Annotated in this window: 12 protein-coding genes and 1 pseudogene; 3 read left to right on the top strand and 10 right to left on the bottom strand. The window is 72.2% G+C overall.

What is annotated here, in order from left to right:
* Positions 1 to 40: 40 nt before the first annotated feature.
* From leuA to RY076_RS08330, 4 genes and pseudogenes are all read right to left on the bottom strand, one after another.
* Positions 41 to 1,881 (bottom strand): annotated as a pseudogene (gene leuA / locus RY076_RS08345) (2-isopropylmalate synthase).
* A 214-nt stretch (positions 1,882 to 2,095) separates the two neighbouring features.
* On the bottom strand, positions 2,096 to 2,902 hold the full coding sequence (locus tag RY076_RS08340) for a hypothetical protein (protein WP_323097142.1): 807 nt from the start codon (positions 2,900 to 2,902) through the stop codon (positions 2,096 to 2,098).
* A 47-nt stretch (positions 2,903 to 2,949) separates the two neighbouring features.
* On the bottom strand, positions 2,950 to 4,410 hold the full coding sequence (locus RY076_RS08335) for a hypothetical protein (protein ID WP_323097141.1): 1,461 nt from the start codon (positions 4,408 to 4,410) through the stop codon (positions 2,950 to 2,952).
* The gene (locus tag RY076_RS08330) at positions 4,407 to 4,553 is read right to left on the bottom strand and encodes a hypothetical protein (RefSeq protein WP_323097140.1); all 147 of its coding nucleotides are present in this window, start codon (positions 4,551 to 4,553) and stop codon (positions 4,407 to 4,409) included. Before RY076_RS08330 ends, RY076_RS08335 begins: the two co-directional genes overlap by 4 nt.
* Positions 4,554 to 4,782: 229 nt before the next feature.
* Between RY076_RS08330 and RY076_RS08325 the strand changes: the two genes are divergently transcribed.
* Positions 4,783 to 5,775, top strand: a complete 993-nt coding sequence (locus tag RY076_RS08325) for a ScyD/ScyE family protein (RefSeq protein ID WP_323097139.1) — start codon at positions 4,783 to 4,785, stop codon at positions 5,773 to 5,775.
* A 90-nt stretch (positions 5,776 to 5,865) separates the two neighbouring features.
* Here the strand turns inward: RY076_RS08325 and era are convergent, their stop codons facing one another.
* The 6 genes from era to RY076_RS08295 are packed head-to-tail and all read right to left on the bottom strand — an operon-like array spanning position 5,866 to position 11,803.
* Positions 5,866 to 6,786 (bottom strand): GTPase Era, encoded by a 921-nt coding sequence (gene era, locus RY076_RS08320; RefSeq protein ID WP_323097210.1) that lies wholly within the window; start codon positions 6,784 to 6,786, stop codon positions 5,866 to 5,868.
* A 28-nt stretch (positions 6,787 to 6,814) separates the two neighbouring features.
* The gene (locus tag RY076_RS08315) at positions 6,815 to 8,131 is read right to left on the bottom strand and encodes a hemolysin family protein (RefSeq protein ID WP_323097138.1); all 1,317 of its coding nucleotides are present in this window, start codon (positions 8,129 to 8,131) and stop codon (positions 6,815 to 6,817) included.
* Between the two features lie 7 nt (positions 8,132 to 8,138).
* The gene (gene ybeY / locus RY076_RS08310) at positions 8,139 to 8,606 is read right to left on the bottom strand and encodes an rRNA maturation RNase YbeY (RefSeq protein WP_323097137.1); all 468 of its coding nucleotides are present in this window, start codon (positions 8,604 to 8,606) and stop codon (positions 8,139 to 8,141) included.
* On the bottom strand, positions 8,603 to 9,835 hold the full coding sequence (locus tag RY076_RS08305) for a PhoH family protein (RefSeq protein ID WP_413785743.1): 1,233 nt from the start codon (positions 9,833 to 9,835) through the stop codon (positions 8,603 to 8,605). The genes ybeY and RY076_RS08305 overlap by 4 nt, the downstream gene beginning before the upstream one ends.
* Before the next feature lie 13 nt (positions 9,836 to 9,848).
* Positions 9,849 to 11,447, bottom strand: coding sequence for a S10 family peptidase (locus RY076_RS08300; protein WP_323097136.1), 1,599 nt, complete (start codon positions 11,445 to 11,447; stop codon positions 9,849 to 9,851).
* Positions 11,444 to 11,803: an HIT domain-containing protein gene (locus RY076_RS08295; RefSeq protein WP_323097135.1), complete on the bottom strand. Its 360-nt coding sequence runs from the start codon at positions 11,801 to 11,803 to the stop codon at positions 11,444 to 11,446. Before RY076_RS08295 ends, RY076_RS08300 begins: the two co-directional genes overlap by 4 nt.
* A 67-nt stretch (positions 11,804 to 11,870) precedes the next feature.
* Between RY076_RS08295 and RY076_RS08290 the strand changes: the two genes are divergently transcribed.
* Entirely contained in the window at positions 11,871 to 12,530 is a 660-nt protein-coding gene (locus RY076_RS08290) for a SigE family RNA polymerase sigma factor (protein ID WP_323097134.1), read from the top strand.
* Positions 12,527 to 13,741, top strand: coding sequence for a Gmad2 immunoglobulin-like domain-containing protein (locus RY076_RS08285; RefSeq protein WP_323097133.1), 1,215 nt, complete (start codon positions 12,527 to 12,529; stop codon positions 13,739 to 13,741). Before RY076_RS08290 ends, RY076_RS08285 begins: the two co-directional genes overlap by 4 nt.
* Positions 13,742 to 13,818 lie beyond the last annotated feature (77 nt).

Genomic DNA, 13,818 nt, shown 5'->3' with positions numbered 1-13,818 from the left:
ACGCTATCTCACGCCCGCGGCATCGTGCCCCCGCGGCATCTCACCCCGCGGCGTCGCCGGCAGCCGCCTCCTCGGCGATGCGGTCGCGGTAGGCGCGGTTGCACGCGGACACGACGGCCTTGAGCGAAGCCGTCACGATCGACGAGTCGACGCCGACACCCCACAGCACCCGCGGGCCGATGGCGCACTCGACGTACGCCGCGGCCCGGGCGTCGCCGCCGGCCGACAGGGCGTGCTCGGCGTAGTCGAGCACGCGCATGTCCGGGGCGCCCTCGATCGTCATGAAGGCGTCGAGGAAGGCTGCGATCGGGCCGTTGCCGCGCCCGGTGACGGTCAGGGGCTCACCGCCGTCGGTGACCGTCGCCTCGATGCTGCTCTCGCCGTCGACCGTCGAGTCGGTGACGACGTTGACGAGCTCGAACCGACCCCACGGCTGGGCCGGGTTGGGCAGGTACTCGTCCTGGAACCGGCCCCACAGCTCGGCCGGGGCGACCTCGCCGCCGTCCTGGTCGACGCCGCGCTGCACGACGCCGGAGAACTCGATCTGGAGCCGCCGCGGCAGGTCCATCTGGTGCTCGGACTTCATGATGTACGACACGCCACCCTTGCCGGACTGGCTGTTGACGCGGACGACCGCCTCGTAGGAGCGTCCGAGGTCGTGCGGGTCGACGGGCAAGTAGGGGACGCCCCAGACGAGGTCGTCGACGCTCGTGCCCTTCTCCTTGGCCTCGACCTCCATCGCCTCGAAGCCCTTCTTGATGGCGTCCTGGTGCGAGCCGCTGAACGCCGTGAACACGAGGTCGCCGCCGTAGGGGTGCCGCTCGCCGACGGGCAGCTGGTTGCAGTACTCGACGGTGCGGCGGATCTCGTCGATGTCGCCGAAGTCGATCTGCGGGTCGACGCCCTGGCTGAAGAGGTTCATGCCGAGGGTGACGAGGTCGACGTTGCCGGTGCGCTCGCCGTTGCCGAACAGGCACCCCTCGATGCGGTCGGCGCCGGCCAGGTAGCCGAGCTCGGCGGCGGCGACGCCCGTGCCGCGGTCGTTGTGCGGGTGCAGGCTCACGACGAGCGACTCGCGCCGGTCGAGGTGGCGCACCATCCACTCGATCGAGTCGGCGTAGACGTTCGGGGTGATCATCTCGACGGTGGCGGGCAGGTTGACGATCATCTTGTGGTCCGGCGTCGGGTCGATGACGTCGATGACCGCGTTGCAGATGCGCATCGCGAAGTCGAGCTCGGTGCCGGTGTAGGACTCGGGCGAGTACTCGTAGTAGATCGTCGTGTCGGGGATGGTCTCCTCGAGCTTCTTGATGAGGCGTGCGCCCTGGACCGCGATGTCGATGATGCCGTCCTGTTCGAGGCCGANTCCTCGAGCTTCTTGATGAGGCGTGCGCCCTGGACCGCGATGTCGATGATGCCGTCCTGTTCGAGGCCGAAGACGACGCGGCGCTGCAGGATCGAGGTCGAGTTGTAGAAGTGGACGATCGCCTCCTTCGCGCCGCGGATCGCGTCGAAGGTCCGCTCGATGAGGTGGTCGCGGCACTGCGTCAGCACCTGGATCGTCACGTCGTCGGGGATGTGCCCACCCTCGATGAGCTCGCGGCAGAAGTCGAAGTCGGTCTGGCTCGCCGACGGGAAGCCGATCTCGATCTCCTTGTAGCCCATCTTCACGAGCAGCTGGAACATGCGCAGCTTGCGCTCGGAGTTCATCGGGTCGATGAGGGCCTGGTTGCCGTCGCGCAGGTCGACGGCGCACCAGCGCGGTGCCTGCTCGATGCGCTTGGTCGGCCAGGTGCGGTCGGGCAGGTCGAACGGGATCTGCTCGTGGAACGGCACGTACTTGCCGAACGGCATTCCCGACGTCTGCTGGGGGTGGATCATCGCGTCACTCTCTTCGTCTGCGTTTCGCTCGGTGTCCGGCCGGACACGGGAAACTCCGCGACGAGGAGGGCCGGGGATCAGGCCTCGTCGCGGCAGCGAAGAAGGAGGCTCACCGCACGCACGGCTTCACCGTATGCCGGTCGACGCGCCGGCGTCCACCCCTCGGGACCGCTGCCCGCATCCTGAGACCCGCGTCCCGCCCGCGAGTCCCGGCCTACCGGTAGGCGGGCCGGATCCAGCGCACGTACGACAGCACCCGCACGAGCCGACCGTGGACCAGGGCCCAGACGAGGAAGACGAGGCTGCTGATGACCAAGGTCGCGGGCGGCCAGGCCCGGATCGAGGGAACCTGCCCGAGGACCTGCCCGACCATGACGAGGGTGAGGAACACGAGGACGCCTTCCGCCACCGCCGTTCTGCGTCGCACCCGGAGGTCATGGGCGAATGCCTGGCGTCGCAGGGCGATCGCGTCGTCGACGCTGGCCAGGAGAACCGGCGTCGAGCCGAGCGCGGCGACGTGGGCGCGGTGCGCGTCGACGAAGGTGGCGACCGCCGGCGGGTTCGCCGGGTCCTCGCACACCACGCCGCGGACCGAGCGGCCGCGGGTCGGCACGCTGGACCTCTCGACCTCCTGCCGCACGTCCATGCCCGCCCAGCCCGACCGGAGGGCCCGGGGCCAGGGAGGCTTGCACGTCCACAGCCGGGACGTCTCCACGAGGGTGCCGTCTACCAGGACGCTGGTGAGACGGACCGCGGGCTGGCCCCAGAACCACGAGACGAAGGCAGCCGTCTCGCCGTCCGGCGAGAGCAGCACCGTGGCGACGTCGGGCAGATGGGCCGCGAACTCCGACCGTGCCGGCTCGGCGTAGTCGCGCATGAGCCGCTCGCTCGCCTCCTGCGACAGCTCGAGCGCGTACCGCCCGAGCCGTCGCCACGCGACCGCCTCGAAGGCGGCCACCACCTCCGGATAGGGCGTCGGCAGGTCGGTGCGGTGCGTGACGTCCGTGTACGTGTGGTGCATGCGCCCTCCCCTGTCGCGCTGACCGTCCGTGGGCCGGCGGGACGAGGCTAGGGGTCGAGCCCGACGTCGGGGGCGAGATCGCCGAAGTCCGGAGGCACGACACCCGGCATTCCGACCCAGTCCACCATCGGCTGCTCTGCGGCCAGGCTCCCCCGCGTCCCGGGCGGGTCGGTGACCCCGAAGCCCATGTCGTCACGGTCGGGTCCGAACGTCGCCCACCCGCTCTCGAACCCGAGGGGCAGGTGTCCGCGTGCTCCCGCCGCCTGCTGCGACCGGGCGTCGTCCGGCCCCTTTCCTTGTGACCGCCAGACCCGCGCCTCCGACGAGACCACGTCGAGGTCGGTCCACTCCCGCGCCTCGGCGGCCGAGAACCCGGCCGCCACCCAACGCACCCGGCGCGACGGCTCGATGCCGGCCGCGTCGAAGGCCCGGGCCTCCTCGGGAGTCACGGTCGGGTCGGCGAGCACGAGCTCGTGCGCCTCCCGTGCGCCGAACCCGGCCTGCCGCCAGCGCTCCGCCCGGGCCAGGTCGACGGCCTCCCACGCAGCGACGTCCTCCGCGGTGAAGCCGGCCACCAGCCAACGAGCGACGTCGTCGGGCTGACGTTCCCAGATCACGGTCGCCAGCCGGCCGACCGGGGCATCTGGCGGCAACCCGGCCCGACGCCACTCGATCGTGTGGCGCACGACGTCCGCGCCCGCCCTGTCCCCCATGGAGGTCACCGCGCACCACGTGAAGGCCTGCCCGGACGTCAGACCCGCGCCATCCTGGTCCAGGGGTGTCGTGAGGCGTTCGACGTCGTCCGGGCCCAGCCGCAGCGCCACCCACCGGTCCACCTCCGGACCCGGGGCGTCGCGACCGCGCCACGCGCGTGCGGCCGCAGCCTCCGGCCGGGTCCATCGGGCCCAGGCCTGCTCCTCGCTGCCCGACAGGACCCGGCGGGCGGCCTCCATCATCCCGCTCGGCTCCCAGCCGAGCTCGTCGTCGTCGCGCACCTGGCGCAGGAGAAGGAACAGGCTCGCGACGCTCAGGCCGGGCCACGGTGACCGCAGCAGCCACAACCGGCCGCGCGGCGGCACCGGCAGGCCGAGCGACCGCGCGGAGCGGGCCAGCTGCCAGTGTTCGTGCTCGGCACTCTCCCGGGCCGGTTCGAGATAGAAGTCGTCACCGCCGTAGGAGACGAACGCGAAGCGCGGGAGCCGGTCCAGCACCGAGGTCCGGTGCTCGGCCGGCCAGACCGCCGGCAGCAGGGCCACCTCCTCTCCCTCGAGACCGGTCGGAAGGGGGTGCCATCCGGCTGCCACGAGGGGTGCCACCTCCGGCAGCTCCGCGGCTCCCGGAACGCCCGACCGGTCGCCCCCGACGACGACGAGCTCCTCACCCGTGTCGAAGCCCGCCACGATGCGGGCGAAGGACTCCGGCAGTGGTGGCAGGTCGGCCTCGGCGACGGCGGGTGGGTCGTCGCGACCCCAGGGGTCCCCTGACGCGTCGGGCGCCTCCTCGCTCATGCCGAGTTCGGCGCGGCGTCGTCGGTCGAATCGCCTGGTGCGGCAGGCGCATCGCGGACGTCGGCGATCTGCTCCTCGGGGCGCGGCGGGACGTTCTGGTCGTCCTCGAGCACCTCGAGCTCGTGGTCGGGCTGCACGCTCATGGCTGCCTCCTCGTCGCCTCCAGCCTAGGCCCGGAGTGGCCGTTCCACATGCTGGTCGACGCTTCTGAATGATGAGACCGCCGTCCCCTACGGCCCGCTCTGTCCCCGACCCGGGGCGCCGTTTGTCGTGCTCGTCCCCGGTCTTGCTCCGTTCGTCCGCCCGCTCCGTGGCCTGGCGGGACGCTGGACAGATGCCCTGGAGACGCCGGGGCACTGAGGAGCAAGGGCCATGAAGAAACTCATCTCATGGATCGCCGCCCTGGTGGTGGCGTTGACGGTGGCGGTCGCGCCACCGACGTCGTGGGCGTCGCAGCGCACGAGGCACCCCACGAACCACCCCACGACCCCGCACCTGCTGGTCTCCGGTCTGCGCGGGGCCTTCGGGAGCGCCATCGGGCCCGACGGTGCTCTCTACGTCGCGGAAGGCTCGGCCGGACGGATCAGCCGCATCGACCGCCACACCGGGGCCCGCACGACGTTCGCGAGCGGCCTCCCGAAGCAGAAGAACCCTCCGGGGATCGGTGGCGTCATGGACGTCGCCTTCCTCGACGGGAAGGCGTACGCCCTCGTCGCGCTCGTCGGACCCGAGACCGGCGGAACGGCGGTCGACGGGATCTACCGCATCGACGGCCGGCACCACTCCACCGTCGTCGCCGACATCGGCGCGTGGTCCCGGAGCCACCCGCCGAAGACCGACTTCTTCATCCCGTCCGGAGTGCAGTTCGCGATGCTGCCCTACCGGGGCGCGTTCCTCGTCACCGACGGACACCACAACCGGGTGCTGCAGGTGACGCTGTGCGGTGCCATCAGGGAGGTCGAGACCCTGCCCGACGTCGTGCCGACCGGCCTGACGTCACGGGACGGACGCGTCTACCTGGCGCTCGCCGGGCCGACGCCGCACCTGCCTGCCGAGGGCCGCGTCGTGACCTTCGGCAAGCACTTCGGACCGCCCACCCAGGTGGCGGCGGGGGCGCGCCTGGCCGTGGACGTGAAGTTCGGGCCCGGTTCACGGCTGTACGTGCTGAGCCAGGGCTACTTCGTGCCCGGGCACCCGGCCGGCTCACCCGCCGAGCCGAACACCGGCGCGCTGATGCGCGTCACCCACGACGGGTCGATGACGGCCGTCGCCACCGGCCTGAACCGGCCGGTGTCCTTCCAGATCGTCGGGCACACGGCCTACGTCGTGACGCTCGGCAATGAGGTCTGGACGATCCGCCTCTGAGCCACACCCGCCGGTGCGGTCGGTTCGCCGACGACCGCACCGGTCACCGCCCCGACGGGAGTCGGGTCGCACAGGACGCGGCTGAACGCCTCAGAACCCGAGGCGCTGGAGCTGCTTCGGGTCGCGCTGCCAGTCCTTGGCGACCTTGACGTGCAGGTCGAGGAAGACCTTCTGCCCGAGCAGCGCCTCGATCCCCTTGCGGGCGTTGGTGCCCACCTCGCGCAGCCGCGAGCCGCCCCGGCCGATGACGATCGCCTTCTGGCTCGGCCGCTCGACGAAGACGTTGACCCGGACGTCGAGCAGGGGCTTGTCCGCGGGGCGGTCCTCGCGCGGCACCATCTCCTCGACGACGACGGCCAGCGAGTGTGGCAGCTCGTCGCGCACGCCCTCGAGCGCGGCCTCGCGGACGAGCTCGGCGATCATGACCGCCTCCGGCTCGTCGGTCAGGACGCCGTCCGGGTAGAGCTGCGGCGACACCGGCAGGTAGGAGGCGAGGAGGTCGCGCACCTGCTCGACCTGCTCGCCCGACACCGCCGAGCACGGGATGATCGCGTCCCACTCCCCCAGCCGGTCGATGGCGATGAGGTGCTCGGCGAGGCGGTCGCGGTCGACGGCGTCGGCCTTGGTGGCGATGGCCACCACCGGTCGCCGGCGCACCGAGCGCAGCTCGGTGAGCTCGTTCGCGATGAACGCGTCGCCCGGCCCCGGACGCTGGTCGGCCGGGAGGCAGAAGCCGATGACGTCGACCTCGAGGAGGGTCTCGCGGACGAGGTCGTTGAGCCGCTCGCCGAGCAGCGTGCGCGGCTTGTGCAGGCCCGGGGTGTCGACGAGGATCAGCTGCGCCGTGGGCGTCGTGGCGACGCCGCGGATCGTGTGCCGGGTGGTCTGCGGCTTCGAGCTCGTGATGGCGACCTTCTGCCCGACGAGGGCGTTGGTCAGCGTCGACTTGCCGGCGTTGGGCCGGCCCACGAGACAGGCGAACCCGGCCCGGTAGGGCTTCTCGGCGCGCATGCCATCCGTGCCGCTGCTGCTGCCGTCGTCAGTGCCCGCTCGCGTGGCCATGGGCCTCCTCCGTCTCGCTCGTCTCGGCGCCAGTGTCCTCCACCTGCGCCCGGTGCACGATGACCGACGCGACGCGGTGGCGGCGTCCGGCCATCCGCTCTGCCGTCAGCTCGAGGCCCGCGATGCGGCCCGTGGAGCCGACGATCGGGACGCGCCCGATGACCTTCGTCAGCAGTCCGCCGACGGTGTCGACGTCGTCCTCGTCGATCGTGACGTCGAACAGCTCGGCGAGGTCGTCGATGTCCATCGACGCCGGAACGCGCAGCGTGCCGTCCTCGAGCTGCTCGACGCCGGGCGCCTCGCGGTCGTGCTCGTCGGCGATCTCGCCGACGATCTCCTCGATGATGTCCTCGATCGTCACGAGGCCGGCGGTGCCGCCGTACTCGTCGACGACGATCGCGAAGTGGTTCTGCTCCTGCTGCATCTCGCGCAGCAGGTCGTCGACGGGCTTGCTCTCCGGCACGAAGTGCATCGGGCGCATCACCTCGGCCGCGAGGTGCTTGGCGTCCTCCGGGGCGGCCGTGAGGCGCCTCGCGACGTCCTTGAAGTAGAGCAGGCCGCGCACGTCGTCGCTGTCCTCGCCGACGACGGGGATGCGGGAGAAGCCCGAGCGCAGGAACAGCGACATCGCGCTGCGGAGCGTCTTGTCGGCGTCGAGGGTCACCATGTCGGTGCGCGGCACCATGACCTCGCGGGCCACGGTGTCGCCGAGCTCGAAGACCGAGTGGATCATCTCCCGCTCGTCCTGCTCGATGACGTCGGACTCACCGGCGATGTCGACGAGGTCGCGCAGCTCGGACTCGGTCTGGAACGGGCCGTCGGAGTAGCCCTTGCCCGGGGTCACGGCGTTGCCGAGCACGACGAGCAGCTTGGCCACCGGGCCGAGCACCCGGCGCAGGCCGACGGCGAACGGGGCGCTCCAGAGCGCGACGGTGTCGTAGTTCTGCCGGCCCAGGGTGCGCGGCGACACCCCGACGACGACGAACGAGACGACGGCCATGACCGCGATGCTGATGAGGGCCCGGCCCCACGTCGAGGCGACCGCACCGGCGACGGCCAGCGTGACGAGCACGGCGGTCGTGGCCTCGGCGACGACACGGAGGAAGGCGATGACGGCGAGGTAGGCCGGCGAGTCGGCCACGACCGTGAGCAGCGACTTGGCACCGGACCGGCCCTCGTCCCAGAGCTCCTGGGCGCGCACCCGCGACATGCGGAAGATGGCGGCCTCGGAGGCGGACAGGACGAAGGCGACGACGATGCTGATGAGCGCCGGGAGGACGAGCTGCGGTAGCACGCTGGCCTCAGGCGCCGGGGCGGTTGCGCGTCGCGAGGAACGTCAGCAGCAGCTGGCGCTGCAGCTCGAACATCTCGCGCTCCTCGTCCGGCTCGGCGTGGTCGTAGCCGAGCAGGTGCAGGATGCCGTGCGTCGTCAGCAGGAGCATCTCCTCGATCGGGGCGTGCCCCGCCTCGACCGCCTGCTTCGTTGCCACGGACGGGCACAGGACGATGTCGCCGAGCGTGCCCTCCTCGGGCTCCTGGCCCTCGCGGCCGGGGCGCAGCTCGTCCATCGGGAAGCTCATGACGTCGGTGGGCCCGGGCAGGTCCATCCACTGCACGTGGAGGACCTCCATGGCCGGCTCGTCGACGAGCTTGATGCAGAGGTCGGCCTGCGGGTGCACGCGCATCTGCTCCATGACGTACTTGGCGCAGGCCAGCAGCTCGAGCTCGTCGACGTCGGCGTCGGTCTCGTTGAGGACGTCGATGCTCACGCGCCGGCCTCCCGGGCGTCGCCGGCCTGGTCCGGTGCGACGCTGCGCTCGGTCTCCCGGGGCCGCTCGCGCCCGCGATCCCGCCCGCGCGGCTCGCGTCGGTCGTCCCGACGCGCGTCGCGACGCTGGGCGCCTCGGCGCTCCTGCCGCGAGGAGCTGCGGTCGTAGGCGTCGACGATGGCGCTGACGAGGCGGTGGCGCACGACGTCGTGGGACGTCAGCTCGGCGAAGTGGATGTCCTCGACGCCGTCGAGGATGTCGCGCACGACCACGAGCCCCGAGTGGGTGCCCCCGGGCAGGTCGACCTGGGTGATGTCGCCGGTGACGACCATCTTGCTGCCGAACCCGAGACGCGTCAGGAACATCTTCATCTGCTCGCTCGAGGTGTTCTGGGCCTCGTCGAGGATGATGAACGCGTCGTTGAGCGACCGTCCGCGCATGTACGCCAGCGGCGCGACCTCGATGGTGCCCGACGCCATGAGCTTGGGGATCGTCTCGGGCGAGACCATGTCGTGCAGCGCGTCGTAGAGCGGGCGCAGGTACGGGTCGATCTTGTCGTTGAGGGTGCCGGGCAGGAAGCCGAGCCGCTCGCCCGCCTCGACGGCCGGACGGGTCAGGATGATGCGGTTGACCTGCTTGGCCTGCAGCGCCGCGACGGCCTTGGCCATCGCCAGGTAGGTCTTGCCGGTGCCTGCGGGGCCGATGCCGAAGACGATGGTGTGCTCGTCGATGGCGTCGACGTAGCGCTTCTGGTTGAGGGTCTTCGGTCGGATCGTGCGGCCGCGGTTGCTGACGATGTTCATCGTCAGGACGTCCGCTGGCCGCTCCTTGGTCTGGCTGCGCAGCATCCCGATCGAGCGCTCGACGGCGTCACGGTTGAGCGGCTGCCCGGTGGCCACGATGGTGAGCAGCTCGTCGAGGAGCCCGTCGATGATGTCGAGCTCGCCGGCCGGGCCGGAGAACGTCATCGCGTTGCCGCGCACGTGGGTGTCGACGAGCGGGAACTGGCGCTCCATGGTGCGCAGCAGCTCGTCGCGCGGGCCGAGGAGGGTGACCATCTCGACCGGCGGTGGGATCTCCCGCGTCAGGACGGGTCCGCTGGTGGCCCTCGGAGCGCTGGTGGCACTCGCACCGGCCGGGCCGGTGGGCTCGACGCCGTGGGAGGCGTCGGGGCTGTCGGGAGTGTCGGGACTGTCGGGCTCGTGGCCGCGTGGCGATGGGTCGTTCATCTCGCCCACGAGTCTACGTGGGCGAGCCGGAGGACCTCACCACGAATTCCGCGAGGTCCTTGCTCTGCTGCACACGCGAGGGCTCGTGGACGTACATCATGTGCCCGGCCTCGTAGTACGCGTGCTCGACGTCAGCGGCGACGCGCTCCGGCGGCAGCTGCAGGTGCGCGATGACGTCCTCGGCCGCGAAGTGGGGCGTCGCGCCGTCGTAGTAGCCGTAGGCGACGTGCACCCGCAGGTGCGGGTTCTGGCGCATCGCCCGCTCGAGCAGCGGCGAGACGTCGACCGGCCGGCCCTCGAACTCCTTGTACGACCACGGGTTGACGAGCCGGCTGATCTGTTCGTAGTGCAGGTCGCTCTCGTAGCCGAGCTCGTCGCGCACGTAGTGGTTCCAGACGGCCGCGTACGGGCCGGCGATGGCGTCGTGGGACGGGTCGGCGTCCATGTTCTCGGCGAACGCCGCGGCCGCCGGGCCGGTGAACCGGGCGTCGAGGCGACCCACCGAGAGCCGCTGGTCGCGCAGCAGCTCGGTGAAGTAGCGCCAGTGCTCGATGCGCAGGTCGGCGCGGTCGACGTAGTCCTCGCTCAGGCCGGAGAGCCGCGCCAGGGTGGCGACCGCGTCCGCCCGCTCGCGGCGCGTCAGGCGTGAGCCGCGGGCCAGCACCCACGGGTAGTCGCGCGACGCGTACGCCTCGGCCTCCTCGACGACGGCGCGCAGCGACCGGCGTCCGTGCTTGCCGTGGTAGTGCGCGACGGCGGCGTACGTCGGCAGGTAGAGCGCGTGGGCGCGGTCGTTGCGCTGGTTCTCGAAGTCGATGGAGCCGAGGTCGAGGACGCTGGAGATGAGGATGAGGCCGTTGAGGTACATGCCGTACCGGCCCTGGAGGTGCTCGGCCAGGGCCGCGCCGCGCAAGGTGCCGTAGGACTCCCCCGCCACGAACTTCGGCGACATCCACCGCTTGTTCCGCGAGGTCCAGAGCCGGATCAGCTCGCCGACGGACTCGATGTCCTTGCGGTAGCCGTGGTACTCACCCGCCTTGCCGCCCTCGACGGCCCGGGAGTAGCCGGTCGACATCGGGTCGATGAAGACGAGGTCGCTGACGGCCAGGAGCGACTCGGGGTTCTCGACGAGGTCGTAGGGCGGCGGGGTCAGCTCGCCGACGTCGCCCATGACGACCCGCCGCGGGCCGAGCAGGCCGAGGTGCAGCCAGACGCTCGAGCTGCCCGGCCCGCCGTTGAAGGCGAAGGTGACCGGGCGCGTCCGGGGGTCGGCGTCGTCGAGGGTGTACGTCGTCATCGACAGCTCAGCACGCGGCGTGTGCCCGCCGAACGTGCCGTCCTTGTGGTCCTCCTCGCGCAGGACGACGCGGCCCGTGGTCGCCGTGTAGCGCAGCCGGCGCCGGCCGACGCGCAGGGTGTGGTGGGTCGTGACGAGGTCGTCGGTCGGTGGCGCCGGCCGGTGGCCCTCGCCCGACGCGTCGGCGCCCGAGGCGCCCGACGAGCCCGACGTGCGCGAGGTGCCGGACGCGTCCCCTGCACCGGTGGTGGCCGAAGGGAGGCCCGCGTCGGCCTCGCCCTCGTCGCTGGCCGGGTTCTGCCGCTGGTCGCTCACACCATGCCCTTCTCGGTGAAGGCCGCGCCGCCGAGCACGTGGACGTGCGCGTGGAAGATCGTCTGGCCCGCGCTGCTGCCGGTGTTGACGATGAGCCGGTGGGCATCGCCGACGCCCTCGGCGTCCGCGACCTGCTGGGCGAGCCGGAAGACGTCGGTGAGGTCCTCGCCGGCGGCGGCGGCGAGCGCCCCGACAGTGGGCTCGTGGCGGCGCGGCACGACGAGCACGTGCACCGGCGCGGCCGGGCTGATGTCGCGGAAGGCGATGGAGCGCTCGGTCTCGGCCACCCGGTCGGAGGGGATGTCGCCGGCGACGATCTTGCAGAACAGGCAGTCACCCGGGGTGTGCGAGGTCATGGATGCACCCTAGGTGTGTCAACCCGGACGTGCACCTGTGCGTCTCCTGTCCGTGAGAACGTTGCGTATGCCGTCGGACCGGGTGGACCGCCCGGCCGGGCGTCTCGGCACCGGAGGCCCCAGCGGCACCGGAGGCCCGGGCGACCCCGCCGGACCCGCGCCGCTGCCCCCGTCCCCGGGTCACGCCGCCCACCGTGAGCTGCCCGTCGACCCCGACGTCGCCGTCACCGAGCTCTACCACGCGCACTGGGACCGCCTCGTGCGCCTCGGCTGGCTGCTCCTGCGCGACCAGGCTGCCGCCGAGGACGTCGTGCAGGACGCGTTCGTGGCCACGCACCGGCAGTGGTCCTCCATCCGCGACTCGGGCCGTGTCGTCGCCTACCTGCAGACCGCGGTCGTCAACGGCTGCCGCTCGGTGCAGCGGCACGCGGTCGTCGTCGACCGGCACACGGCCCGTGAGGCAGCGGCCGCCGATGCGCCGGGACGCGACGCCGTCGGCAGCGCCGAGACGCACGCGATGCACGCCGTGGGCCGCGACGCCATGGCCGACGCACTGCGTGACCTGCCCGAACGTCAGCGCGAGGTCCTCGTGCTCCGCTACTACGCCGACCTCTCCGAGGCGCAGATCGCCCGGACCCTCGACATCTCTGCCGGCGCCGTCAAGACGCACGCCCACCGCGGGCTGAGCGCGCTGCGCCGCACCATCGACCCCAGGGAGCCCTCATGAACACCGACCCGACCCGACCCCCTGAGGGCGCCGACGACCTCGTCGCCATCGGAGCCGCCCTGCGACCCGTCGAGGAGCGCCTGCGACGCGGCCTGGCCGACGACGCCGCCGCCATCGTCCCGAGCGACCGCCTCGGGGTCATCCTCACCGAGGCCCGCACCTCGCCGGCCCGCGCCGGCGGCACCGGCCCCGGCGGCTCCACCGGCCCCGGCGGGCGGCCGCACCGGTGGCTCGTGCCCGTGGCCGCGGCTGCCGCGGCCGTCCTCGTCGCGGGTGGCGTGTGGGCCGCGACCCGGGGTGGTAGCCCGACGCCGCCGGTCGCCGGTCAGCCGACGACTGCGGTCGCGTCGACGAGCGCCCCGTCGGCGAGCAGCTCGCCGTCGGCGACCCAGCCCTCGACCGTCCCGACCCAGACCGCGCAGGGGCCCTCGTCGCAGCCCGTGCCGCCGGCCACCACGAGCGCCAGCGTGCCCGTGTACTACGTCGGCCCCCTCGTCACGGGCGGCTCGTCGGGCGCGTCCGACCTGCGCCTGTTCCGCGAGTTCGTCCGCACCTCGGTCACGACCCCCGCTCGGCCCGAGGGGCGCGCGCTCGCCGCCCTGAAGCTCGCCATGGGAAACGTGCCCTCGTCGTCGGCGTACGTGTCGCCATGGGTTGGCGTGAGCCCGGTGTCGGTGACGCTCGACGGCTCGGGACGCATCGTCGTGACGCTCTCCGACGGCCTGCCGAGTGGAGCGGCGGCGTCGGCCGACCTCGCCGTGCAGCAGCTCGTGTGGACGGCCCAGGCGGGCATGGGCCAGGGCACGAAGCCGGTCGTGCTCGTCGTGAAGGGCGGCGGTGACGTCGCGCCGGGCATGCCCTCGGGCCAGGCGCACCAGCGTCCGGGGGACGCCATGGGTGTGTACGACGTCCTGTCCCCACTGTGGGTCGACGAGCCCGCGCGCGGCGCCACGGTGCCGGCCGGGCAGCGGCTCACCGTCAAGGGCGTCGCGAGCACCTTCGAGGCCAACGTCGAGTGGCAGCTGCTGCGCGGCGGGTCGGTCGTCGCGTCGGGCAACACCACCGCGTCGGTGGGCGCCCCCGAGCGCGGCGCGTACACGTTCCGTACCAAGGCCCTCCCGGCCGGCGACTACGTCGTGCGGGTCCTCGAGTCGAGTCCCAAGGACGGGTCACCGGACGCCGAGCAGCTCATTCCCTTCACCGTCCGCTGACCCCCACCGCCCCGGCTCGCTCCCCCACCCGTCGAGTGGCCACGTTCGGCTGCACCCCACCCGTCGAGAGGCCACGT

Source organism: Intrasporangium zincisolvens, from assembly GCF_034724055.1.
Classification (GTDB): domain Bacteria; phylum Actinomycetota; class Actinomycetes; order Actinomycetales; family Dermatophilaceae; genus Monashia; species Monashia zincisolvens.
This window is presented reverse-complemented; position numbering and strand designations above follow the sequence as displayed.

What these genes read in the sequence shown, in the direction of transcription:
- RY076_RS08325 (WP_323097139.1), top strand. Translation starts at nt 4,783, where the DNA reads ATGAAGAAACTCATCTCATGGATCGCCGCCCTGGTGGTGGCGTTGACG.
- RY076_RS08285 (WP_323097133.1), top strand. Translation starts at nt 12,527, where the DNA reads ATGAACACCGACCCGACCCGACCCCCTGAGGGCGCCGACGACCTCGTC.
- era (WP_323097210.1), bottom strand. Translation starts at nt 6,786, where the DNA reads ATGCGCGCCGAGAAGCCCTACCGGGCCGGGTTCGCCTGTCTCGTGGGC.
- RY076_RS08340 (WP_323097142.1), bottom strand. Translation starts at nt 2,902, where the DNA reads ATGCACCACACGTACACGGACGTCACGCACCGCACCGACCTGCCGACG.
- RY076_RS08290 (WP_323097134.1), top strand. Translation starts at nt 11,871, where the DNA reads ATGCCGTCGGACCGGGTGGACCGCCCGGCCGGGCGTCTCGGCACCGGA.
- RY076_RS08295 (WP_323097135.1), bottom strand. Translation starts at nt 11,803, where the DNA reads ATGACCTCGCACACCCCGGGTGACTGCCTGTTCTGCAAGATCGTCGCC.
- RY076_RS08330 (WP_323097140.1), bottom strand. Translation starts at nt 4,553, where the DNA reads ATGAGCGTGCAGCCCGACCACGAGCTCGAGGTGCTCGAGGACGACCAG.
- RY076_RS08305 (WP_413785743.1), bottom strand. Translation starts at nt 9,835, where the DNA reads ATGAACGACCCATCGCCACGCGGCCACGAGCCCGACAGTCCCGACACT.
- RY076_RS08335 (WP_323097141.1), bottom strand. Translation starts at nt 4,410, where the DNA reads ATGAGCGAGGAGGCGCCCGACGCGTCAGGGGACCCCTGGGGTCGCGAC.